This window comes from Paenibacillus sp. FSL H3-0333 (assembly GCF_038002805.1).
Classification (GTDB): Bacteria; Bacillota; Bacilli; order Paenibacillales; family Paenibacillaceae; genus Paenibacillus_AQ; species Paenibacillus_AQ silagei.
On sequence record NZ_JBBODG010000001.1, the window covers coordinates 1,450,238 to 1,472,576 of the forward strand.

A 22,339-nucleotide genomic window follows, 5' to 3' on the forward strand; every position below is an offset into this window, starting at 1 on the left:
ATGTATTCATACATACACTTAGTACTTAAGCATATAAATATTATTGCAGCAGACGGCTGCCGGGTGGGGTGGCGATGGCTCTGAACAGGCTTGCGTAACGCAGGTGAACCTTCCAGCAATTTTTATCTTGTACTTCACATGAGGCTGCTTTAGTATATATAAATTGGCTTATATTTATATCTACTGTAAGGAGTGCATCGGGGAATGCTGCAGATCAAATGGGGGGCTGCATTATGGTTGTGATAGCCTGCCTGATTTTTGTTGTGACTTTGGTTTTTGTGATCTGGCAGCCGCGGAATTTATCGATTGGCTGGTCCGCCTGCGGCGGGGCGATTCTCGCGCTTGCGGCAGGGGTGGTCAGCTTCGGCGATGTCCGTGATGTGACGCTGATTGTATGGAATGCAACGCTTGCATTCGTAGCGATTATTCTAATTTCCTTAATTCTCGATCGTGTCGGCTTCTTCGAGTGGGCGGCGCTGCATATGGCGGCGGCGGCACGCGGCAACGGCACGCTGATGTTCATCTATGTAATTGTTCTGGGTGCAGTCGTGGCGATGCTGTTCGCCAATGACGGGGCAGCGCTGATTCTGACGCCGATTGTGCTGGCGATGGTCCGGGCGCTGAATCTGGACGAGCGCAAAGTCTTTCCTTTTATTATTGCCAGCGGCTTCATTGCCGATACCACCTCGCTGCCGCTGACCGTCAGCAATCTGGTGAATATTGTCTCTGCCGATTTCTTCGGCATCACCTTCATGCAGTATGCAGGACATATGTGGCTGCCTACCCTGTTCTCGCTTGGCGCAAGCATTCTGGTCTTATATCTCTACTTCCGCCGCAGCATTCCGAAGGAGTATGACACCGCCGGAATGAAGCTTCCGGGGGATGCCATTAAGGACCAGCGGATGTTCCGGCTATCCTGGTTCGTACTCGCGCTTCTGGTAGCCGGATATTTCGTCAGTGAATTCCTGGACATTCCGGTATCCGTGGTAGCGGGAGTGATCGCAATCTGTTTCCTGCTGATGGCCCGCAGAAGTCCTTACGTGAAGACGATGGAAGTGGTCAAGGGGGCGCCTTGGGCGATTGTTTTCTTCTCCATTGGCATGTACGTAGTGGTGTATGGCCTGCGTAATGCGGGACTGACGGATGTGCTCGCAGAGATGATCAGCGGAATTGCGAAGCACGGGCTGTTCGCAGCCACGATGGGGATGGGCTTCCTGGCCGCGCTGCTCTCCTCGGTGATGAATAATCTGCCGACCGTGCTGATCGGGGCGCTGGCCATTGATACCGCAAATGCCGCGGGTCTGGTGAAGGAGGCTCTGATCTACGCCAATGTTATCGGTTCGGATCTGGGCCCGAAGATTACACCGATTGGTTCACTGGCCACGCTGCTGTGGCTGCATGTGCTGTCGGGCAAGGGTGTGAAGATCTCCTGGGGCTCCTATTTCAAAATAGGGATGATCCTGACGGTTCCCACACTGTTCATCACGTTGCTCGGTCTATATTTGGAGCTGAAGTGGCTCTGATCAGAGACCTGTTAAGCGAACCGGGGGCCACGATCCCGTGTACAATTCATAATTTAGAAGGAGCGGTGCAGACCTAGTCTGACCGCTCTTTTTTCGACATCTAAGGCAGATCATTCCTTCTTCTTGCCCTGTCCCTGCTCCTGCTGATCCGGATACTTCACCACAGGCCATTTCACCTTGCGCAGGGCGTTCATCAGCTCCGGCCCGGTATGCAGATTGCTGCTGACCAGCTCCCTCGGCGTGAGCGCCATCCACTGGTTGAGGGAGACGTCGGCGAACCGGTCGCTCTTGAACATTTCCAGGAACCAGAGCGTCTCTGTGCCGGTATTCTGAACATAATGCCCCTGGGCAAAAGGCACATAGCCGACATCCCCGGCCCTTACATTGAAAGTGCGCGCATCGCCGTTGCCTCCGAAGACGGTCATTCGTCCTTGCCCGCTGAGGTAATACTGCCACTCGTCATTGTTCGGGTGCCAGTGCAGCTCCCTCATCGCCCCAGGCTCAATCTCTACCAGGGCTGCGGCGATATTCCGTGAGATGGGGAAATTGCTGGAATCGACAATCCGCACACTGCCTCCCGGGGTCTTGAGCGGCGGCTGGGCCATCAGCCGATGCTTGAAGCTCAGCGGAATCTCCCCGTAAGGCGATTCGATCCGCTGGCTCGCAATTGGACCTGGCACCTGGTCCTGATAGATGTACACCTGCTCCTTGGGAAGATTGGCGAAGGCGGATTCAGGTACACCGAAGTTCGCGGACAGGACTTCGCGCGGCGTATGGGCGAACCAGTCGGAGATGGACAGGGTGTTCAGATCCGAGAAGCCTCCGTCGTCGAACACAAGCAGGAATTCACATCCCTCAGCCAGACCCTGAATGGAATGCGGGATGCCTGGAGGGAAATACCACAGATCGCCGGGACCGACATCGGCGATGAAGTTGCGGCCATTCTGGTCCACGGCTGTAATCCTTGCGCTGCCCAGCAGCATGTAGGACCATTCTGCCTGCTGATGCCAGTGCAGCTCACGTACGCCGCCCGGCGTCAGGCTCATATTTACGCCCGCAAGCGTAGTGGCCACCGGCAGCTCCCTGACCGTCACCTCACGGGACCAGCCGCCATGATTCAGCTGCATGTGGGCGTCGGAGAACGAGAATTTCAGATTCGGGATCAGCCCGTTGTCCGTGACCGGAGGAACGAACATATCGGGATTCTCCCGGTCGCGCATGATGTCACGTGGACCCAGGTCGATATTGCCTGCACCGTCACTGCGTATGGGCTGGGGAATGACGGGCTGGCCTAGAGAACGGGGATGCTCAGGATTCATCACATAGGCTCCTTTCTGGAACGCACAGCATTTCAAGAAAATATATGCGCAAATGTGATAATATTTGACTACCGGACAAAGATCCGTACGATAATCAGAGAGCAGGGTTAGAACCAATGACATTAAGTGGACAAGAACGCTACCGCTTCAGCGAAGCGCCTATATGGGAATTGCAGCGCACCTACTATGAACAGCTGGGTCTCCAGGCTTGGGCCAATGACCAGGTTCCGCAGTATATTACAAGCAATCCGATGATTGGAACGGCATATGCAGAGATCATTTTCGGCTTTCTTCAGGACCGTGCGCAGAAGGGATTCATTACAGAGCCGGTAGTGGTACTGGAGCTGGGCGCAGGAGTGGGGCGTCTGGCGTTCCATGTACTGCAGCAGCTGTGTGAGTTGATCCAGTATGCGGGCGTGCCGCTGCCGCCGTTCCGCTATGTGATGAGCGATTTGCCGTGGAAGAACATTGAGGGCTGGCAGCAGCATGAGGGGCTGAAGCCTTTTGTAGAACAGGGAATGCTTGACTTTGCCCGCTTCGATGCGGTCCGGGATACGGAGCTGAGCTTAACGCAGAGCGGATTGGTGATTAAGCCTGGGGAGCTGGGGCAGCCGCTGATGGTGATCGCCAACTACTTCTTCGACAGTATCCCTCAGGAGCTGCTCTATGTGGATGAAGGCAAGATTTATGAATGTGAGGTCTCGCTGAAATATCCTGAGCAGTCAGCTACCATGGGGCCGTCCGAGGTGCTCCGTGATCTGGTGCCGGAATACCATTACAAGCGTGCAGCGGGCTATGAGGACCCCTCGTATCCTTATCATGAAGTGATCTCGTTCTATCTGGACAAGCTGGAGGATTCACATGTGCTGTTCCCGGAGGCAGCCCTGTCCTGTATGGAGCGTCTGGGTGCACTCTCCCGGGGAAGCTTCCTGCTGCTCACTGCCGATAAGGGAGACCACCGGCTGGAGAACTGGGAGTTCGCCGAGCCGCCGAAGCTGATTCATCACGGAAGCATCTCGCTTACGGCGAATTATCATGCGCTGGTGCATTATTTTGAGCGGAAGGGCGCACAATCCCAGTTCACGCAGCATCATTATAAAAATCTCAATGTGGGCTGCATCCTGATGCTGGAGGAGCCGATGCTGCATCCGCATACCCGGCTGGCCTACCGGCGGTTTGTCGAGCGATTCGGGCCGGATGATTTCTTCAGCCTGAAGGTGTGGATCGACAAGAATTACGACACCATCGGTATGCAGCAGATCCTGGCCTTCTGGCGGCTGGGTGGATATGACGCGGAGCTGTTCATTCAGAGTGCCGAGCGGATCTCTGCGCTGCTGCCGGATGCCAGCGACGAGGAGCTGCTGGACCTTCAGCGGGGGATCGACCGGATGTGGCGTGGCTTCTACCCGATGCCGCAAAAGTATGATCTGGCGCTGGACTGCGGCCTGCTGCTGTTCGAGATGGAGCAGTACGGGGAATCCCGCCGCTTCCTGGAGCATTCGCTGGCCTCCAGTGAGGAGGAGCCGGTAATTACCGTGCTGTACTGCCTGGCAATCTGCAGCTACGAGCAGGAGGATGATGAGGCGGCGCTGGATTATACGCGCAGATCGCTGCTGATTGAGCCGGAGCATGAGGAAGCGCTGGAGCTGCTCGCGGCGCTAAGCCAGGACCCGGCAGAGGCTTAGGCTGCTGCTCCCGGCAGTCCGGTGCAGCCCTTTACACCCGTTGTGAGTTTTGTTATTCTGTATCCAATAACGCAAACGCGATGACGAGAAGAGTACATTCAGGTTCTTCCCTCACAGAGAGCTCCGGCTGGTGTGAAGGAGCAGGGAAGACTGGATGGAAACAAGCCTCTGAGCGGCTTACCGGAACCAGGCAGCAGCCGGGGATGGTACGACAGGAGCTCCTGTTACAGAGCTAGAGTATAAGCCCTGCCGGACGGCAGCGCCGTACTTGATGAGATTAATATGGTGACATATTAATGAACCTGGGGTGGTACCGCGAGAATTTCGTCCCCAAGACTTACGGTCTTGGAGGTGAGGTTCTTTTTTTGTATCCGAAATTTAGGTAGTACCACCTATAACAGGAGGAGATCATCATGACAGTTGCCAATGAGAATGAGAACACACCGGCCATGCCGGAGAATTATATGGATAAGCTGATTAGAGAAGATGTGGAGGCGGGAGTCTTCAGCAGGGAGATCTGCACCCGGTTTCCGCCGGAGCCCAATGGCTATCTGCATATCGGAAGTGCTTTTGCCATCCATACAAATGTGGAAATTGCCCGTAAATACGGCGGCCGCTTCCATCTGCGCTTCGATGATACCAACCCGCTCAAAGAGGATAAGGAATATGCGGAGGCAATCATCCGTGACCTTGAATGGCTGGGCTGCAGTCCCGGGGAACACATCTACTACGGCTCGGATTATTCGGAGGAGATCTACCACAGGGCAGAGACACTCATTCTGAAGGGGAAAGCCTATGTCTGTGATCTGACGGCAGCAGAGGTAACGGCTTACCGGGGGACCTTAACCGAGCCGGGGAAGGACAGTCCTTACCGCAGCCGAACGCCGGAGGAGAATCTGCGGCTGTTCCGGGAGATGCGTGCGGGGAGCTATCCGAATGGCGCTAAAGTGCTGCGGGCCAAGATCGACATGGCCTCGCCGAACATGAATTTGCGAGATCCGGTGCTGTACCGGATTATTCATGCCGCGCATTACCGCACGGGCGTTGCCTGGTGCATCTACCCGATGTATGATTTCGCCCATCCGATTCAGGATGCGCTGGAAGGGGTGACGCATTCGCTCTGCTCGATCGAGTTCAAGGATCACCGGCCGCTGTACGAATGGGTGCTGAACGAGCTGGGCACCCCGGAACCGCCGAGACAGAGGGAATTCGGCCGGGTGAACCTGACCGGAGTGGTTACAAGCAAGCGGCATCTCCGGGCACTGGTAGCCGGAGGCTTCGTGGACGGCTGGGATGATCCGCGCCTGCCTACGCTCAGCGGGCTGCGCAGACGGGGTTTCACGCCGGAGAGCATCGAGGCCTTCGTACGGGAGATCGGCATGGTCCGCAATACGACGATGGTGGATTTCTCGCTGCTGGAGCATTGCCTGAGACAGGACCTGAAGGCGAAGGTGCCGGCGGTCATGGCGGTACTGGACCCGCTGAAGGTCGTGCTTACCAATTACGCCGCCGGGGCTTCTGAGCTGCTTCTGATCCCTAACAACCCTGAGAATGCCGAGCTGGGTTCAAGAGAAGTACCGTTCTCCGGCACGCTCTACATCGAGCGGGCCGATTTCATGGAGGTGCCTGTGAAGGGCTTCCGCAGACTGGTTCCAGGCGGCGAGGTGCGCCTTAAGGGCGGTTATATTATCCGCTGCAGCGAGGTGATTAAGGACGCTCAGACGGGGGAGGTTCTGGAGCTGCGCTGAACCTACGACCCGGAGACCCGCAGCGGCGGCACTCTAAGCGGCCGGAAGGTGAAGGGGACTGTGCAATGGGTCTCGGCTGCTCATGCGCTGAAGAGTGACGTATACCTGTATGAGCAGCTGCTGACGGATAACAACGGGCCGAAGGAGGAAGGAGAGAGCTGGGAGGAATACATCAATCCGAATTCGATAACTCTGCTTAAGGATTGCCTGCTGGAGCCGCTTGCGGGTAACCCTCAGCCCGGGGACACCTACCAGTTCCTGCGTCACGGCTATTTCTGCATTGACAGCAGGCTTAGCACAGCTCAGAAGCTGGTGTTCAACCGAATCGTTCCGCTCAAGGACACCTGGAAGGGCAACGCAGGACAATAGACTGCAACGCAGCACATGCAATATTCGTCTGTTCCCAATTGCGAAGCAGGGGGGCAGATTGCCGGGGAGCAGCGCTCCCTTATGCTTTTTGGAAAATAATTGATGTTCAATGAAACATACAAGCTTCTGTGCCGTCTAAAGGGAGACGGAGGAGGTGGAATATCATGTGGAGCAAATTTTACTTAGTCTTTCTCGCTTTGGTAATGTATTTTGGTTATCCCTTGGGCATCCCGGATCGTCCTTCCGCATCCAGTGCTCAAGCAGAGGCTCCGGCAGGGGACAGCCAAACGGATTCGTTATCGGTTGCGCTCAATCTGCCGCTGCAAGCTAAGGTCAATGAGGAATTCACCATGAAGGCCAGCTTAAGCAACGACAGCCTATCTGATGTGAACCTGATGAGCAGAGCACAGTTGTTTACGTATGTCATTAAGGATGCGAACGGGAAGCAGATCAATTCCTATGCTGTTGAAGACAAAGGAGTCGCAAGTGTCCTAAGCGGTAAAAGCAAGATGTCGGAAGCCTATACTTATAAGATCAAGAAGTGTGGTACTTACTCGATCTCGGCCGATGCTGAATTTACGATTACGGATAACGGGGCCCATACCCAGATGAAGCTTAGCACAGCAGCTAAAACACTGGTGGTGAAGTGAGTTTCGTAGGAGACACGGCGCAATAGGCCACCATCCATTTTTAAAAGCATAAACATAGAGCAGCGCTCCTTCCGTAATTAGAAGAGCGCTGCTCTATGTTTATGGCCGGGGTGAACTGCCCCGGAAGCAGAAAAGGCCAGGTGCCAGGTAGGCTCCGGTGCTGCCGAGTGCAGCTGAAGAATAATGAGGGGCACTATGGCCTAAGCAGTGGACCTTTACAGAAGAGCGGGTAATAACATAAGGTTATGAGCCTCACTTTATCGCGTGACTTTACATAATATGGGTCGAGGCATTACATGAAAACCCAATGAAAATACATTTACAATTCTCAACTTGAGGATTATAATAAAACCAGATCGAATGTTGCACCAGGGAAACTTTCGTGTATATAGACAACTTTTTCCGGGCAAGAGGAGGACAGAACATGATGGAGCAAAATACCGCAGTAGAATCATCCCCTATACTAAAAGGTCATATCAATACACATTCGGCACAATCCGTGCTTAATGGAGATGTCAAAGGACTGAAGAGACTTCTTCCTTTTCTGGGCCCGGCTTTTATAGCTTCCGTAGCTTATCTGGACCCCGGCAATTTCGCCACCAATATTACGGCAGGCTCGAAATACGGTTACCTGTTATTATGGGTCATCTTTGCCTCGAATCTAATGGCTGTACTGATACAATCCTTATCCGCCAAGCTGGGTATTGCGACCGGCAAGAATCTGCCTGAGGTGGCGCGGGAGCGGTTCCCGAAGGGCGTATCGATCTTCCTGTGGATACAGAGCGAGCTGGTTATTATCGCTACCGACCTGGCGGAATTCATCGGCGCAGCGCTTGGACTGTATTTACTGTTCGGTATCCCGATGCTGCCGGCCGCACTGATAACCGCTGTAGGGTCATTCGCCATTCTGGAGCTTCAGCGGCGCGGCTACCGTACCCTGGAGGCCGGAATCGCCGGGATGGTGATGATCGTGGTGCTGGCTTTTGCATTCCAGGTCATTATGGCGAAGCCGGATGCAGGCAGCATCCTTACCGGGATGTTCACCCCAAGATTCGAAGGTGTCGACAGCATCCTGCTGGCGGCCGGGATTCTCGGCGCGACGGTGATGCCGCATGCGATTTATCTGCATTCCTCGCTGACCCAGAGCCGGGTCGTCGGCATTGATGAGCGGGAGAAGAAGCAGATCTTCCGGCTGGAATTCATCGACATCCTGATCGCGATGCTGATTGCCGGTGCGGTCAATATGGCGATGGTCATTGTGGCGGCCGCGCTGTTCTTTAAGAACGGTCTGGTGGTGCAGGATCTGGATGTCGCCTTCGAGCAGTTCCGCAATCTGGCCGGTCCCGTGACGGCAGTCTCCTTCGGCCTCGGCCTGCTGATCGCAGGTCTGTCGAGCTCGTCGGTCGGCACGATGGCCGGTGATGTGGTCATGCAGGGCTTCATTAATAAAAAAATCAATCTCTATCTCCGCCGGGCGATCACCATTATCCCACCGCTGACGATCATCGCCTTCGGCATTAACGCGACAAGCGCACTGGTGATGAGCCAAGTCGTCCTTTCCTTCGGGATTGCCTTCGCCCTGATTCCGCTCGTCATCTTCACCAGTGACCGCCGGATCATGCAGGGGCTGGTGAACCACCGGATCACCACCATTCTCGGCTGGATGATCTCCGCCCTGGTGGTCGCGCTGAACCTGTTCCTGGTAGTGGAGATGTTTGTGTAACACGCTATAACAGATTATCCAGGAGGTCGTCCTGTAGCCTTAAAATGGCTTGAGAGGAGGGCCTTTTGTTTTGGTTTCAGCCTAAAAGCTCTGTTAACTTTAATTGTCGTTCCCGTTCTTTAGTAGAAGCCTCTATAGAGTTATTCGTTAAAGAATTCGTTGTCTTTATTGCGTAGTCACTGCTAACTAAAGCATGTCCCCTCATATGTCCTGTTGCAATGGCTTGGGCGAAGGAACGCGCAGCATGTTTGCTAATCTCTGTTTTGGATTCTTTCGCCAATTCATTCACTACAAATCCAACCTTTCGTAAATCGAAGGCTCGAATCCTACCGTCTATTCGTTTTTCTAATGTCTCAATCCCCAGATGTATTCGCGGGTCATCCTTTAAAGAGTCATCAAGATAATCTAAGTACGGAGTAGCAACTCGCAAAGCCCATTCCGCAAGTAACTTTTGCGGCAATTTTTCAAGAGCTTCTTCAATTCGATTCCGCAAATTGCTATTATCTATGATTTTTATTTTAGGGCTACTATGTTTAAATTCGATTTGTGCTTCTTTTAATATCTGCTCATGCGTATTCCATGCATAGTCTTCTAATTTCACTGAAAACACTCCTATCCTTTTGAACAGAGGGGTATGGGGATATAACAAATTTTACATCCAAAATTTATCCGGATGCAAACTGTCCGTGGATGTCAGCCGCATACCCCAAAAAGGAGTGCCTCAGTACCGTTTGCCGGCTGCTGAGGACACCCCTAGTCTAAAAAAAGGCTTCCATCCTATTGCTTCACAATATCCTGCACAGCCTTATCCAGCTTCTCCAATAGCTGATCGTGGTTCAACTGTCCGCCGAGGTATTCCTGCATGGCAGCGCCGAAGCCCTGGGTCACGCCGTCAGGGAACATATCCCAGTTCCAGCCCAGCGCGCTCGCAGACTTCTCTTGCACGGCAACGGCGACCTGGCCGATATCAGCGGCATCTGCGGTGATATTTGCTTCCGCCGGAATGAACTTGAACTCCTTGGTCAGATACTTCTGGCCGGTTTCCGAGCTGACCATCCAGTTCAGGAAGGCCTTGGCTTCCTCCGGATGTGCGGATTTGCTGTTCACGATATAGCTGTTAGGCACACCTACCAGGATGGTGCCTTCTTCGTTATTGATCGGGAGCGGGAGGAGGCCCAGGTTCAGAGCCGGATCGATTTTGTCGATATCGCCTTGCGTCCAGTTCCCCTGCAGCATCATAGCGGCCTTACCGGAGGCGAATTCAGCCACCTGGGTTGCATAATCGGTAGTCATCTTGTTGTCCTGGGCATTATCGAAGATCACATCGACCAGATCCAGCCATTGCTTGAAGACGGCATTGCCCTTAATGGTCTGTTTGCCCGCCTTCACATCGTCAATGAACTGCTTCGGATCAGGCTGGTGTGCCATGCCCACGTTAACAAGGTGAATCCCCATCGACCACCACTCATTGGTCGCTTCAAACGGCGTGATGCCGGCGGTCTTCAGCTTGGCTACGGCATCCTTGAGCTGCGGGAGTGTCTTAGGCTCTTCCGTTATCCCGGCTTTGGCGAACAGATCCTTGTTGTAGATCAGCCCGTAGCCTTCTACATTCATAGGCATGCCATAGAGCTTGCCGTCTACAGTTGCCGGTGTCTTGGCGGTCGGAATCAGCTGGGCGGCCCAAGGCTCATTACTCAGGTCGGTGGCACGGTCCATATAAGGGACGAGGGCTGTATACCCGCCGTTATTGAAAATCTCAGGCTCAGAGCCGGAGGCAATCTCAGCTTTCAGCAGCGCGCCGTAATCCTCACCGCCGCCATGCGTTTCGACTTCCACCTTCACCCCCGTCTCCTTCTCATATGCTTCAGCGAGTGCATTCAGCTGCTCGGCAATCTCCACCTTGAACTGGAACATCTTGATGGTAACATCCTTGGCAGGCGCTTTGCCGGCTTCCGGTGCTGCGGATTCGGTTGACGCGTTAGGAGCATTCGTAGCGCTTCCATTGCCTGCGGAATTCGTATTGCCGCTGTTCCCGCAACCTGCGATAATGAGGGTGCAAACGGTTGCCATGATGAACGCGAACTTTCTTTTCATAGAATAACCTCCCTGGTCTGTGGTTCCTGCTCTTAGAGCGTAAAGGAATGGATAGATGACTTACACTTCATATGTTGCTCGAAAAAGTGGATATTATTGCGGAGGGAAGCCTGCCCTAAGATCATCCCTTAATGGAGCCTGCCGTCACGCCTTCCACAATATAACGCTGGAGCGACAGGAAGAACAAGAGAATAGGCGTGATCGCCATGACGAGACCCGCAAGGGCCAGATCCCACTTCTTGGTGTACTGACCGAAGAACTTGGTCACAGCTACGGGCAGGGTCGTCAGATCCTTATTCCCGCCGATCACCAGGACAGGCAGCAGATAGTCATTCCAGATCCATAGCGTATTCAGGATAATGACGGTTACAATAATCGGCATCAACAGCGGGAACACAATCCGGAAGAACACGCCGTACGGATTCGAGCCATCCACCCGCGCGGCTTCCTCCAGCTCCAGAGGCACCGTCTTGATGAACCCGTGGAACAGGAAGACCGACAGCGGCATCCCGAAGCCGAGATAACAGGCCACAATGCCGTACAGCTCGCCGCGCAGCTCCAGCAGGCTGGTCACCCGGACCAATTGCAGCATGAGCGACTGGAACGGAATGATCATCGCCGAGACCAGCAGCAGGAACACGAAGGCATTGAAGCGCGTCGGCTTGCGCACAATCTGATAAGCGGCCATCGAGCTGAACAGGACGATGAAGATTACACTTAGAATCGTAATGGTCAGAGAGTTGAAGAAGGCCTGCGGGAAGTTAATGGCATCCCAGACCTTGGAATAGTTGCTCCAGTGGAACACCTGCGGCCAGGAAGCGGCATCGATCAGGATGTCCTTCAGCCCCTTAACCGAGTTGCTCAGGACCAGATAGAACGGCGACAGGAAGACAATAGCCAGCAGAATGGCGGCAATTTCGAGGATGAAGTTGCCCGGGCGGTAGCGGCTGCTGTTCATTAGGCGGACACCTCTTTTCGTTTGGTAAGCCAGACCTGGGTGACGGTAATCAGGGAGACGGCGGCGAAGAAGAGCAGCGCTTTGGCTGTACCGAGGCCATACCGGTTGTTGATCAGTGCCTCTGCATAAATGTTATAGGCCAGCGACTGGGTCGAGGTGCCGGGTCCGCCTTTGGTCAGCGACAGGTTGAGGTCGAACATTTTGAACGCATTTGAGGTCGTCAGGAACAGGCAGATGGTGATCGCCGGCATAATCAGCGGGATGTAGACGCTCTTGAACAGCTGCGGAGCGCGGGCACCGTCTATGCGGGCAGCTTCAATGAGATCCTTCGGAATCCCGGCCAGCCCGGCAATATAGATGACCATCATATAGCCGGCTGTCTGCCAGACGAACACAATGACCAGACCCCAGAACCCGGTGCTTGGCGTGCCCAGCCAGGGCAGCTGGAAGAACGAAATCCCGGTCAGCTCGCCGATCGTAGCGAAGCCCTTGGTGAAGATGAATTGCCAGATGTAGCCGAGCAGAATGCCGCCGATCACATTGGGCATGAAAAAGACGGTACGGAGCAGCTTCTTCGTCTTCAGCGTCGTCATTAGAATGAAGGCCAGCAGCAGTGCAAGCACGTTGGCAGCCACAACCGAGATCACGGTGAAGCGCAGGGTGAACACCAGGGACTCCCAGAACTTATCGTCATTCATGAAAATCCGTTTCCAGTTGGCCGCGCCGGTCCAGACCGCTTTGTCCAGATCCAGCCCGTTCCAGTCCGTGGAGGAGTAGTAGAAGCCGAGGAAGAACGGGGTGACCACAATGGTCAGGAAAAAGAGCAGACAGGGGCCGAGAAATACGATTTGCTGTCCCCAGCCTCGCTGCATACCTAGAGTTTTTCTCATATGGACTCTCCTTTGGGTAAGTTTGGGTAAGATAACTACGGGTTCACAGCTTGATTATAGAAAGTCCGGGACACCGCTAACACTTCATTTCATGCCGGGAAAAGTGGATTATATTGCAGACCATACGGCTCACACAACTTGTAGGAGGTTCCCCCATGTTCAAGAACAGCATCCGGACACGGCTGATGGCCTTAGTGCTGCTGGCGTCAGTGATCCCGTCAGGCATCTCTGTGACCTTCTCTTATCTCTATACGAGGCAGTCAGTTACGGACCAGTCCGTGAAGCAGAATACGAAGCTGCTGACGCTGGGGGAGGCGAATCTCCGGAGTTATTTCAGCGGCATGAACCAGCAGGCGATGTCGCTCTACAGCGGAATCAATGTTCCCAGCTCCTTCTATACCACCCTGCTTACCGCCAAAAGCGCTGCTCAGGCCCCGCCCGGCACGATTCTACCGGACACCCGGGCCATCATCTCCACCCAGCTGTACAATCTGTTTCTCTCTGACAGCAATACGTATCAGATTCATCTGTATGTGAGGGCCGCCAGGCAGTCTAATCTGCTGCTTAAGGGATTTTTCCGCCGTGAGGATAATGCAGACTATGCCGCCAAGGGGCAAGCCGGAGGGACTTACCGCCCGTATCTCGAAGTGACGCATATGGATCATCAGTACGGAGTGAAGTCCGGCTTCCCCAATCTGAAGCCGGGGAGCGTGCCGGTCTTCACGGCCCATTTTCCCATCTACCGGACCCCTAGTGACAGCGTACTGGCAGATTTGTCGATCGATTATACGCTGGGGGAGCTGGAGGGGATCGTGGAGTCGATGTACAATTCGGACACAGAGCGCCTGTATGTGCTGAATGAGCAAGGCGAGGCGCTGTTCGCTTCCGATCCGGACTGGATCGGGAAGCCGGTCGCAGCGGGCTGGAGCCGTCTCCCCGCAGAGCAGGACAGCGGGCATTTCGCCTGGAAGAAGGACGGCTTCCAGGGAATCGTAATGTACAAGCAGATCAAGGCCCCTTTGTTCAGCGGAAGCATTATCAAGCTGGTGCCCTATGAGGATCTCTACACAGACGCAAGGGTGATTACCCGGTTCAATATGGGCATCGGACTGCTGTTCCTGCTGATCGGGGGCATCAGTGCCGTGCTGATCTCCATCGGCTTCACCCGTCCGATCAAGAAGCTGATTCACTTCACGCAGAAGGTGCAGACCGGCCAGCTGGATGCGCATATGGATGCCGAGCGGGAGGACGAGTTCGGGCTCCTCACCCGCAAGATCACCGGTATGACCCGCACGATCAATGAGCTGATCGTTAAGGAATACCGGCTGGAGCTGGCGAACAAGACGAATCAGCTGAAGGCGCTCCAGGCCCAGGTGAACCCGCATTTTCTCTACAATGCGCTGCAATCCATCGCCAGCCTGTCCTTGCGCTATAATGCGCCGAAGGTGTATGATCTCATCTATTCCCTGGGCAGTATGATGCGTTATTCGATGAATACCGAGCGGACCCAGGTGCCGCTGCGGGATGAGATTGAGCATGTGCAGAACTATATGATTCTGCAGACGGAGCGGTTCGGCGAAGAGAATCTGCAGCTTGCGGTCGAGGCGGGGCCGGAGACTCTGGAGCTGATCCTGCCGAAGATGATCCTGCAGCCGATTGTAGAGAATATCTTCAAGCATGCCTTCGCTGACGGGATAAGCGGGGGGCTGATCCAGATAGAGTGCAGGCTGGACGGGGCGGCCAGGCTGGTGCTTGCCGTGAAGGATAACGGCCGGGGCATGAGCCCGGAGCGGCTGGAGGAGATTACGGCCTGCCTCAGAGGCAGCAGCCAGCAAGGCCAGGAGGAGATCGGCCTGTACAATGTGCTGGCCCGCCTGCGGCTGCAGTTCGGCAGCGCAGCGGAGATGCAGCTTAAGAATAATGAGGACGGCCAGGGGCTTACCGTTACGCTGATTATTCCGCTGGAGGAGATCGGCGGTTAATTCCGGCGGCTTTTGCGAATAGAGACTATTTCTTGAAGGAGCGGCTGAGATGAAGGTGCTGATTGTAGATGATGAGAAGCATGTGCGGGAGGCCATCCGTTATTTTGTTCCGTGGGACAGCTATAACATCTCCGGGATCTATGAGGCGACCAACGGGCAGGAGGCGACACAGATTATGCAGGAGCATCAGCCGGCTGTCGTCTTCACGGATATGCGGATGCCGCTGATGGACGGGGCGGAGCTGCTGGAATGGCTGCACCGGCATTATCCGCATACGAAGACGATTGTCATCAGCGGGTATCAGGATTTCAATTATGTGAAGCCGGCCATCGTATACGGCGGTACGGATTATCTGCTGAAGCCGCTGAACAGCAAGCAGCTGATTGCCTCTGCGGAGCATGCCTTCAAGCTGTGGATGGAGGAGGAGGCGGAACGGAAGCGGCGTCAGCGCCAGAATATGCAGCTGAACGCGCTGCGTCCGCTCTACTGGGATAAGATGCTGTCCGATCTGGTAAGCGGACAGGCCTCCTTCCATGAGCTGAAGCTGGCCCTCTGTGAAGAGCTGGGGATGCCGATTGGGGTGCAGGAGTGCAGGATCGCCGTCCTCCCGCTGCAAGGTGCAGATTGCCATCTGCTGCGGAGATTTCGCGGCGATGTGGCCTTGACGGCCTTCGTGCTGGCCAATGTCTGCAATGAAGTGATGGCAGAGGGCCAGAGCGGCTACGCCTTCCGCAACTGGCAGGGCGGGGGCGAGCTTGTAGTGTTGCTGTGGAGCGCTGTAGCGCAGGCGGAGGAGATACTTATCCGTATGAATGAAGCCATCCGTCAGGCGTTCGGCGTTCAGCTGGATATCGGGCTTAGTCCGCTGAACCCGTTGCCGGAGGGGCTGCGGTCTGCTTTTGAACAGGCAGGCCAGGCGCTTGCGGAGCGGAATCTATTGCAGCGGGACGGGCGCATTCATCCCTTCAGGAAGCGTGAGGACGGGCGTGGACCTGTGGAAGACTACGGCCTGGAAGAACGGCTGGACAAGCTTAGAGTCGCCGTCTTGTCCGGCGATCTGGAGCGGATGGAGCGGGTGGCAGAAGAATGGGCCGAACATCTGGCCGGGCTGCCGCTGCTCACAGAGCGCGTTCTGCTGCATCAGCAGACTGAGATTCTGGACGTTCTGAAGCGCTGGCGGCCGGAGGCAGAGATTAGCCTGGAGCGCTGTTATGACGCTGAAGGGCTGTTCTCGGTGGAGAACTGGCAGTGCCGGCTGAAATCGCTGCTTCACCACTTGTCCAAGGGCAGCCCGCAGACGCCGGATAGCCGGCTCGTCCAGGAGATCAGGGAATACCTGGACCGGAACTATGCGCAGGAGATGACGCTGCAGCATATTGCGGAACGCTTTTTCATCAGCAGGGAGAATGTATCTCGCAAGTTCAAGCATATTACCGGAGAGAATCTGTCGGATTATCTGACCGGCCTCCGGGTGGAGAAGGCGAAGACACTGCTCCAGAATACGAATCTGCGGCTGTCGCAGATCGCGGAGCTGGTAGGCTATGAGGATGAGAAGTATTTCAGCCGTGTCTTCAAAAAAACCGCCGGAATCACGCCAAGAGAATACCGCAAGCAGGAGGAAGAAGCCTGAGTATGTAAGGTTCACGGACTGCCTGTCAGCATTTCCCGGCCTGTAACCGATAATAGCTATATGGGCAATAAATACATAGCTGCGGTTATAGGGGAGGGCTGGATAGAATGGACAATGATCTGGGAAGAACGATTAAGAATGACCTGATTAATGCCTATGGAGTGACTGTTATTCCGGCGGGGAGCAGGCTAAATGCCGAGCATCTGGAGCTTATCCGCAAACAAAAAATCGACAGGTTCGACATTCTTTTTGCAGATGAGGCTGACCAGGCGCCCCCCTATCAGAAGATGGTCAACAGTACAGTGGACCTATCCAAGGAATTATTCGAATCTTACCGAATCTCCCGCAAAATCCCGCTGGCGGATATCCGCAAGGAGGTGCTTCCGGTCATCCAGGAGATCTCGCGCAACCCGGATATCTTCGCCTTGTTCCATTCGGTGCAGGGCAAGGATGATTATACATATGAGCATAACATCGGCGTTGCAGTGCTCTCTACCCTGATCGGCAGATGGCTGGAGATGAGTGAAGCGGAGCTGTCCGTGCTCTCCATGGCTGCAACCCTGCATGACATCGGCAAGCTGAAGATACCCTCAGAGCTGCTGAATAAGCCCGGCAAGCTGACGGACGAGGAATACACCCAGGTGAAGAAGCACACGGTCTACGGCTACGAGATCCTCAAAGAAACCACCGGAGCCAATTCACGCATTGCCCTGGTGGCGCTTCAGCATCATGAGCGAAATGACGGCAAGGGGTATCCGCTGGGGCTGAAGGACGAACAGATCGATCCGTACAGCAAAATTGTGGCCGTGGCGGATATTTTTCATGCGATGTCCAGCAAGCGCCCGTATCATGAACCGACGCCGTTCCATATGATTGTGGATCAGATGAGAAGAGGCAGCTTCGGCGCGCTGGACCCGCATATTGTAACCGTTTTTCTAGAAAATATCGTGAAGCGGTCAGTTGGGCGTGAAGTGGTCCTAACCGATGGCCGGGTCGGCGAGATTGTCTACTTGAACCCGCATGATATCGAGACTCCGCTGATCCGCATCGGGGATGAATATATCGACCTCAGCAAAAGAACGGAGCTTAACATCCGGGAGATCAGCCTCTGATTCCTCTCTACTTGTTGAAATAATCGGCCACTCCCTCAGCGACCGCCTGAGCCGCCTTCCGCTGATAAGCCGCCTTGCGTACAATCGCTTCGTCGTACGGGTTCGACAGGAAGCCCAGCTCTACAAGGGTAGCCGGCAGCGGATTCTCCCGCAAAATATGATAGTCGCCGAAGGAGAGACCGTTGCTGCGCAGGCCGATGCCCTCACCCAGCCGGGTCTCCACTGCCCGGGCCAGCCGCAGATCATTCTGCTGCGAATAGAAGAAGGTCAGCGTGCCGGAGACATTCTTCGGCGATGAATTATAATGAATGCTGACAAAAGCATCTGCACCGAGCTGCCGCCCGAGCTGTACCCGCTGGGAGAGCGCAGGCTTCTGGTCTCCGCGGGTCCGGGTCATCTCCACTCTGGCTCCCTTGGCGGTCAGATAATCCCGCAGGTAGAGGGAAGTCTGGAGCGTCAGATCCTTCTCCATCGTGTTATAGGTTGTCCCGAGCATGCCCGGATCGGTGCCGCCGTGGCCAGGGTCCACTATGATCAGCTTGCCCCGGATGCTGCCGGATTTCCGTACGACACTCGGAGTCTGGCTATTCGAGCTGATGGTGCTTGCGCTGCGGACGGTTCCGCCTGACAGATACCCGGAGGATACCCAGCCGACGGATCCTCCCGCGGTGCGGATCCGCGACCACTCTCCCTGCCGGAGCAGGAGTGTCACCTTGTTGCCGGATTGCAGGGAGCCGACCACCTCATAGCCGGTTCCCGGCCCGCTACGGATGCGCAGGGAAGACGCGGTCACGACAGCCGTTCCGCTGGAGGCCGCTGTGGTCTTAACCGCCGCCTTGGAGGCGGTGGAGCCGGAAGAGGCGCTGGCAGAAGAGGTACTGGTGGAGGAGCTTCCACTGGTACGCTTCAGGTAGTAACCGGCTACCCAGCCGGAGACAGAGCCGGCCCGGACCTTGAGCCAGCCATGCTGCTCCTCAGTGACGGTAACGGTGGCTCCGCCAGCCAGAGTGCCTGTAACGGCGGCGCTTGCAGCGGGCTCACTGCGTACATTCAGAGAGCTGGCGAACACTTTGGCCGTGTAAGCAGTTGCAGCATAAACGGTAGAAGACGGCAGGACAGGTGCCAGTATGGATGAAGTCAGCAGACAGGCTGACAGGACTGCAGTATGTATTTTTTTTCGCATACAAATAAATCCTCATTTCCCGGAGAGATAAACTTCTATTACCCGTTTCATCGGCCAGAGAATACCGAAAATTTAAAATTGAAGATAAATACCTATTCGGAATACCGCTAACAACGCTGCTTATCATATTGCTCTTATCTTCCTCCGATGCTGCCTAATATCGCCCGAAGCCCTATTCGTTGGCAGGAAATGTCTGTATAATTATTACATATTGGGGAAATAGACAAAGGAGTGCCGCCGTGATCAGACCTAGATTATTCATTGGTTCTTCCAGAGAATCTATCCGCTATGCCAGGGCTATCCACGAACAGCTTAAGCGGACCGCTGAGGTCCATCCGTGGTATGCCGCTGCTTTCCGGCCGAATGAGTACACCATGGAAGCGCTGGAGCGTAATCTGGATATCAGCGATTTTGCCGTCTTTGTGTTCTCGCCGGATGATGTAGCCCGGATTAGGGGTAAATATTATTATGTGACCCGGGACAACACCCAGTTCGAAATGGGCCTGTTCTGGGCGCGGCTGCGGCGCGGCCGGGTCTTCTGCCTGCTGCCGGATCAGGTACCCGCCCGAAGTGACCTGATCCCGGGTGAGAATGTGGAAGAGTATCATCTGCTGTCGGATCTGTCGGGACTAACCCCGCTGGAATATGAGTGGCAGCACGAGAATGTTACAGCAGCGGTGGATGTGAGCTGTGGCAAGATCATCGACAGCATTCAGGCGCAGGGGATGTACCACGACCCGGCTGTAGAGCTGTTGCAGCTTCGGGCAGAGCTTAGGCGAAAAGAAAGTATCCTTCACTTCTTTTGGCAATATAATAATAATGTAACGCCGCCCCAGGCAGCCGAGAAATATCAGGCACTGAGCGAAGCCGTCCGCAATTCATTCCTGCCCCCGGAGGATTGCCGGGTCATCGGAGCCGCCATGTGGCGGGCCGAAGCGGAAGCGGGCCTGAAGCAGGTCGGCGGCAATGTGGGACGCGGGCAGATGTATCCGTTCGCCGCCTTCGAGGACGGGAGCGTGAAGCCGGGGGTGCTGGATGCTTTTCTGGCAAAAGAATGGACTTTTTTACAGCGTACGGAAGTTGCGGAGGTATATATCCTATGCTATCCTTTAGGGGAGAACCATGTGCTGTCCGTGCACTTCTCGGGAAATCAGAGATTATCGGGAGAGGATATTACAGCAGTCGTGGCCTATAACCGGGATTTGTTCCGCACCGTCAATCATTTAGTGGGAGGGGACTAACAGGATGAAGAATATGAAGAATGCCGTTAGTGTATCCAGTACTGTCCGCCGGTCTGCAAGCGGTGACGGCAACAGCGCGGGAGGCAAAGGCCGCTCCAGACGCAAATCCGGCCCCAAGCTTACGCCCTCAGCGTCAAGCGTCTATTTGGCACCATCCGTGGAGGGTGGCGACGACGAGTACAAGAAGCTGGTCAGCGGTAAAGTGGATAATAACAAGCCTTCATTTGCCTGAACATTGGCTAAATCATACTATTGAACAGGTCCCCAGCAATCGCTGGGGGCTTTTTTTTGCTGTTTGAGGAACGGCGGCCAACGACTTAGGGAATGCGAAGTTATGCGCTCTCCTGATGGGCTTGCTCACTCACATCCGTGGCATCCTCCGTCAGCCGGGTCTTGAACTCAAACTAATATAAGGAATTAGGGTGATATGTGGACTCCGCTGGGAGCGGGCTGGATGGAGAAATGAAAGGGATAAATCCCATTGGTGGCGCTGGAAGTGGGCTGGACAGGGAAAATGAAAGGGAAAAATCCCTTTGGCGGCGCTGAAAGTGGGCTGGATGAGGGAATGAAAGGGATAAATCCCATTGGTGGCGCTGAAAAGTGGGCTGGATGGGGAAATTAAAGGGATAAATCCCATTGGTGGTGCTGGAAGTGGGCTGGACGGGGGAAATGAAAGGGATAAATCCCGTTGGTGGGCTGAAGGTAGGCTGGATGAGGAGTGCAAGTTAGCTAAATGAGCAAATCAGGGGCACAAGTGCACCTGAATCGAGCAAAAGTTGGCTAAATGAGCGAATCAGGAGCACAAGTGCACCTGAATCGAGCAAAAGTTGGCTAAAAGAGAAAATCAGGAGCACAAGTGCCCCTGAATCGAGCAAAAGTTGGCTAAATGAGCGAATCAGGAGCACAAGTGCCCCTGAATCGAGCAAAAGTTGGCTAAATGAGCAAATCAGGGGCACAAGTGCCCCTGGATCCAACAGATGTTAGTTAAATGAGCCAATCAGTTAGGCGGCGCCCCATCCAGCGCAATGGCCCCTATTGCGCGGAGGAAATTCCGCGCTGCTTCTTCGCAACCTCGCGGCGCACCACCGGGGCGACCTCGGTGGCGAGCAGCTCGATGGCGGCGGCTACTTTGGCGTAAGGCAGGCCGCCGATGTCTAGCTGGGTCATGAAGCGGTTATGGCCGAACAGCTCATGCTGATAGAGAATCTTCTCGATAATCTGTTGCGGGCTGCCCACGGCCAGGGTGTTGTCCGGCGAGGTGAACCGGCCGAACTCGCTGCGGGAGATCCGGTACTCCTGACCGGGGCGCGGGCTGATCGCATTACGGTAGCTGTAGTAATAAGGGTAATACTCATCCAGTGCCTGCTGAGAGGTCTTGGCGATGTAGCCATGGCTGGTGATGGCGATCTTCAGGTCCTCCGGCTGGTGGCCGGCGGCTGCCCCGGCGCGGCGGTAGGTGCCGGCCAGATTCTGGAAGGGCTCCGGGCTGCCGCTCAGGATAGCGATAGCCATGCCTATGCCAAGGGCCCCGGCCTTCTCGGCACTTTCGGCTGAACCGCCGATGCCGACCGAGAGCGGCAGTCTCTGCTGCAGCGGACGTGGAGCGATCTCGGCGTTATGCAGCGGGGAGCGGAATTTGCCCTTCCAGTTCATAACTTCATGCTGGTTCAGTGTGAGCAGCAGGTCGAGATTCTCGCTGAACAGCTGCTTGTAATCTTCCAGCTCGTAGCCGAACAGCGGGAAGGATTCCAGAAAAGCGCCGCGTCCGGCAATGATCTCGGCCCGACCGCCAGACAAGAGGTCCAGGGTGGCGAAATCCTCGAAGACACGGACTGGATCAATGGTACTTAGCACGGTCGTAGCGCTGGTAAGCTTGATCCGCTGTGTAACCTGGGCAATAGCTGCCAGGACAACGGGCACCGATGAGATTACGAAATCCAGCCGGTGATGCTCGCCTACGCCGAATACATCCAGTCCGGCTTCATCGGCCAGCTTCGCGGCTGCAATGACTTCCTGCAGGCGTTGGGCGGGGCTGATCCGCTGCCCTGTATGGCAGTCGGTAACAATATCGCCCAATGTATAAATGCCGAATTCAAACTCCGGCAGGCTTGCTTCTTTTTCTTGAGCATCCGCTTGCGCATTAGCTTGTGTATTCCCTTGATTGTTCATGGTACAGACCCCTTATCATCCAGAATATTGAGCAGCAGTTACTTGTAAGCTTGTCCGTTAGTG

General features: G+C 55.0%; 17 protein-coding genes, 1 pseudogene and 1 other annotated feature. Of the genes and pseudogenes, 11 read left to right on the plus strand and 7 right to left on the minus strand.

What is annotated here, in order from left to right; all coding sequences use genetic code 11:
* Nucleotides 1–233 precede the first annotated feature (233 nt).
* Entirely contained in the window at nucleotides 234–1,523 is a 1,290-nt protein-coding gene (locus MHH78_RS06600) for an arsenic transporter (protein ID WP_341166929.1), read from the plus strand.
* 110 nt (nucleotides 1,524–1,633) lie between these two features.
* On the opposite strand, the gene MHH78_RS06605 is transcribed toward MHH78_RS06600, so the two are convergent.
* Nucleotides 1,634–2,842: an oxalate decarboxylase family bicupin gene (locus tag MHH78_RS06605; protein WP_341166930.1), complete on the minus strand. Its 1,209-nt coding sequence runs from the start codon at nucleotides 2,840–2,842 to the stop codon at nucleotides 1,634–1,636.
* A 116-nt stretch (nucleotides 2,843–2,958) separates the two neighbouring features.
* Between MHH78_RS06605 and MHH78_RS06610 the strand changes: the two genes are divergently transcribed.
* The 4 genes and pseudogenes from MHH78_RS06610 to MHH78_RS06625 all read left to right on the plus strand — a co-directional run bounded on the left by MHH78_RS06610 (nucleotide 2,959) and on the right by MHH78_RS06625 (nucleotide 9,017).
* Nucleotides 2,959–4,527: a tetratricopeptide repeat protein gene (locus MHH78_RS06610; RefSeq protein ID WP_341166931.1), complete on the plus strand. Its 1,569-nt coding sequence runs from the start codon at nucleotides 2,959–2,961 to the stop codon at nucleotides 4,525–4,527.
* Between the two features lie 71 nt (nucleotides 4,528–4,598).
* Nucleotides 4,599–4,862, plus strand: a binding site (T-box leader).
* A 78-nt stretch (nucleotides 4,863–4,940) separates the two neighbouring features.
* Nucleotides 4,941–6,644, plus strand: a pseudogene (locus tag MHH78_RS06615) (glutamine--tRNA ligase/YqeY domain fusion protein).
* Nucleotides 6,645–6,808: 164 nt separating this feature from the next.
* The gene (locus tag MHH78_RS06620) at nucleotides 6,809–7,294 is read left to right on the plus strand and encodes a hypothetical protein (RefSeq protein ID WP_341166932.1); all 486 of its coding nucleotides are present in this window, start codon (nucleotides 6,809–6,811) and stop codon (nucleotides 7,292–7,294) included.
* Between the two features lie 427 nt (nucleotides 7,295–7,721).
* On the plus strand, nucleotides 7,722–9,017 hold the full coding sequence (locus tag MHH78_RS06625; RefSeq protein WP_076081829.1) for an Nramp family divalent metal transporter: 1,296 nt from the start codon (nucleotides 7,722–7,724) through the stop codon (nucleotides 9,015–9,017).
* 76 nt (nucleotides 9,018–9,093) lie between these two features.
* Here MHH78_RS06625 and MHH78_RS06630 read toward each other — a convergent pair whose 3' ends face one another.
* The 4 genes from MHH78_RS06630 to MHH78_RS06645 form a co-directional block, all read right to left on the minus strand.
* The gene (locus MHH78_RS06630) at nucleotides 9,094–9,618 is read right to left on the minus strand and encodes a putative immunity protein (RefSeq protein ID WP_341166933.1); all 525 of its coding nucleotides are present in this window, start codon (nucleotides 9,616–9,618) and stop codon (nucleotides 9,094–9,096) included.
* A 176-nt stretch (nucleotides 9,619–9,794) separates the two neighbouring features.
* Nucleotides 9,795–11,111 carry an ABC transporter substrate-binding protein gene (locus MHH78_RS06635; RefSeq protein WP_341166934.1) on the minus strand — a complete coding sequence of 439 codons (1,317 nt, stop codon included), beginning with the start codon at nucleotides 11,109–11,111 and terminating at the stop codon, nucleotides 9,795–9,797.
* A gap of 121 nt (nucleotides 11,112–11,232) precedes the next feature.
* Complete coding sequence (locus tag MHH78_RS06640; protein ID WP_341166935.1) at nucleotides 11,233–12,069, minus strand: carbohydrate ABC transporter permease; 837 nt, start codon at nucleotides 12,067–12,069, stop codon at nucleotides 11,233–11,235.
* A complete protein-coding gene (locus MHH78_RS06645; protein WP_076081768.1) occupies nucleotides 12,069–12,959 on the minus strand; it encodes a carbohydrate ABC transporter permease in 891 nt (296 codons plus the stop codon). The genes MHH78_RS06640 and MHH78_RS06645 overlap by 1 nt, the downstream gene beginning before the upstream one ends.
* A gap of 155 nt (nucleotides 12,960–13,114) precedes the next feature.
* Between MHH78_RS06645 and MHH78_RS06650 the strand changes: the two genes are divergently transcribed.
* From MHH78_RS06650 to MHH78_RS06660, 3 genes are all read left to right on the plus strand, one after another.
* A complete protein-coding gene (locus tag MHH78_RS06650; protein ID WP_341166936.1) occupies nucleotides 13,115–14,941 on the plus strand; it encodes a sensor histidine kinase in 1,827 nt (608 codons plus the stop codon).
* Between the two features lie 49 nt (nucleotides 14,942–14,990).
* On the plus strand, nucleotides 14,991–16,571 hold the full coding sequence (locus MHH78_RS06655; protein WP_341166937.1) for a response regulator: 1,581 nt from the start codon (nucleotides 14,991–14,993) through the stop codon (nucleotides 16,569–16,571).
* A gap of 107 nt (nucleotides 16,572–16,678) precedes the next feature.
* Nucleotides 16,679–17,683: an HD-GYP domain-containing protein gene (locus tag MHH78_RS06660; RefSeq protein WP_036730433.1), complete on the plus strand. Its 1,005-nt coding sequence runs from the start codon at nucleotides 16,679–16,681 to the stop codon at nucleotides 17,681–17,683.
* 7 nt (nucleotides 17,684–17,690) lie between these two features.
* On the opposite strand, the gene MHH78_RS06665 is transcribed toward MHH78_RS06660, so the two are convergent.
* A complete protein-coding gene (locus MHH78_RS06665) occupies nucleotides 17,691–18,866 on the minus strand; it encodes an N-acetylmuramoyl-L-alanine amidase (RefSeq protein ID WP_341166938.1) in 1,176 nt (391 codons plus the stop codon).
* Between the two features lie 239 nt (nucleotides 18,867–19,105).
* Between MHH78_RS06665 and MHH78_RS06670 the strand changes: the two genes are divergently transcribed.
* The 3 genes from MHH78_RS06670 (at nucleotide 19,106) to MHH78_RS06680 (ending at nucleotide 20,729) form a co-directional block, all read left to right on the plus strand.
* Nucleotides 19,106–20,107, plus strand: coding sequence for a TIR domain-containing protein (locus MHH78_RS06670; RefSeq protein WP_036730427.1), 1,002 nt, complete (start codon nucleotides 19,106–19,108; stop codon nucleotides 20,105–20,107).
* 4 nt (nucleotides 20,108–20,111) lie between these two features.
* On the plus strand, nucleotides 20,112–20,339 hold the full coding sequence (locus MHH78_RS06675) for a hypothetical protein (protein ID WP_036730425.1): 228 nt from the start codon (nucleotides 20,112–20,114) through the stop codon (nucleotides 20,337–20,339).
* 249 nt (nucleotides 20,340–20,588) lie between these two features.
* A complete protein-coding gene (locus MHH78_RS06680; RefSeq protein WP_341166939.1) occupies nucleotides 20,589–20,729 on the plus strand; it encodes a hypothetical protein in 141 nt (46 codons plus the stop codon).
* Between the two features lie 410 nt (nucleotides 20,730–21,139).
* Here MHH78_RS06680 and MHH78_RS06685 read toward each other — a convergent pair whose 3' ends face one another.
* Nucleotides 21,140–22,276, minus strand: a complete 1,137-nt coding sequence (locus MHH78_RS06685) for an LLM class flavin-dependent oxidoreductase (RefSeq protein ID WP_341166940.1) — start codon at nucleotides 22,274–22,276, stop codon at nucleotides 21,140–21,142.
* Nucleotides 22,277–22,339 lie beyond the last annotated feature (63 nt).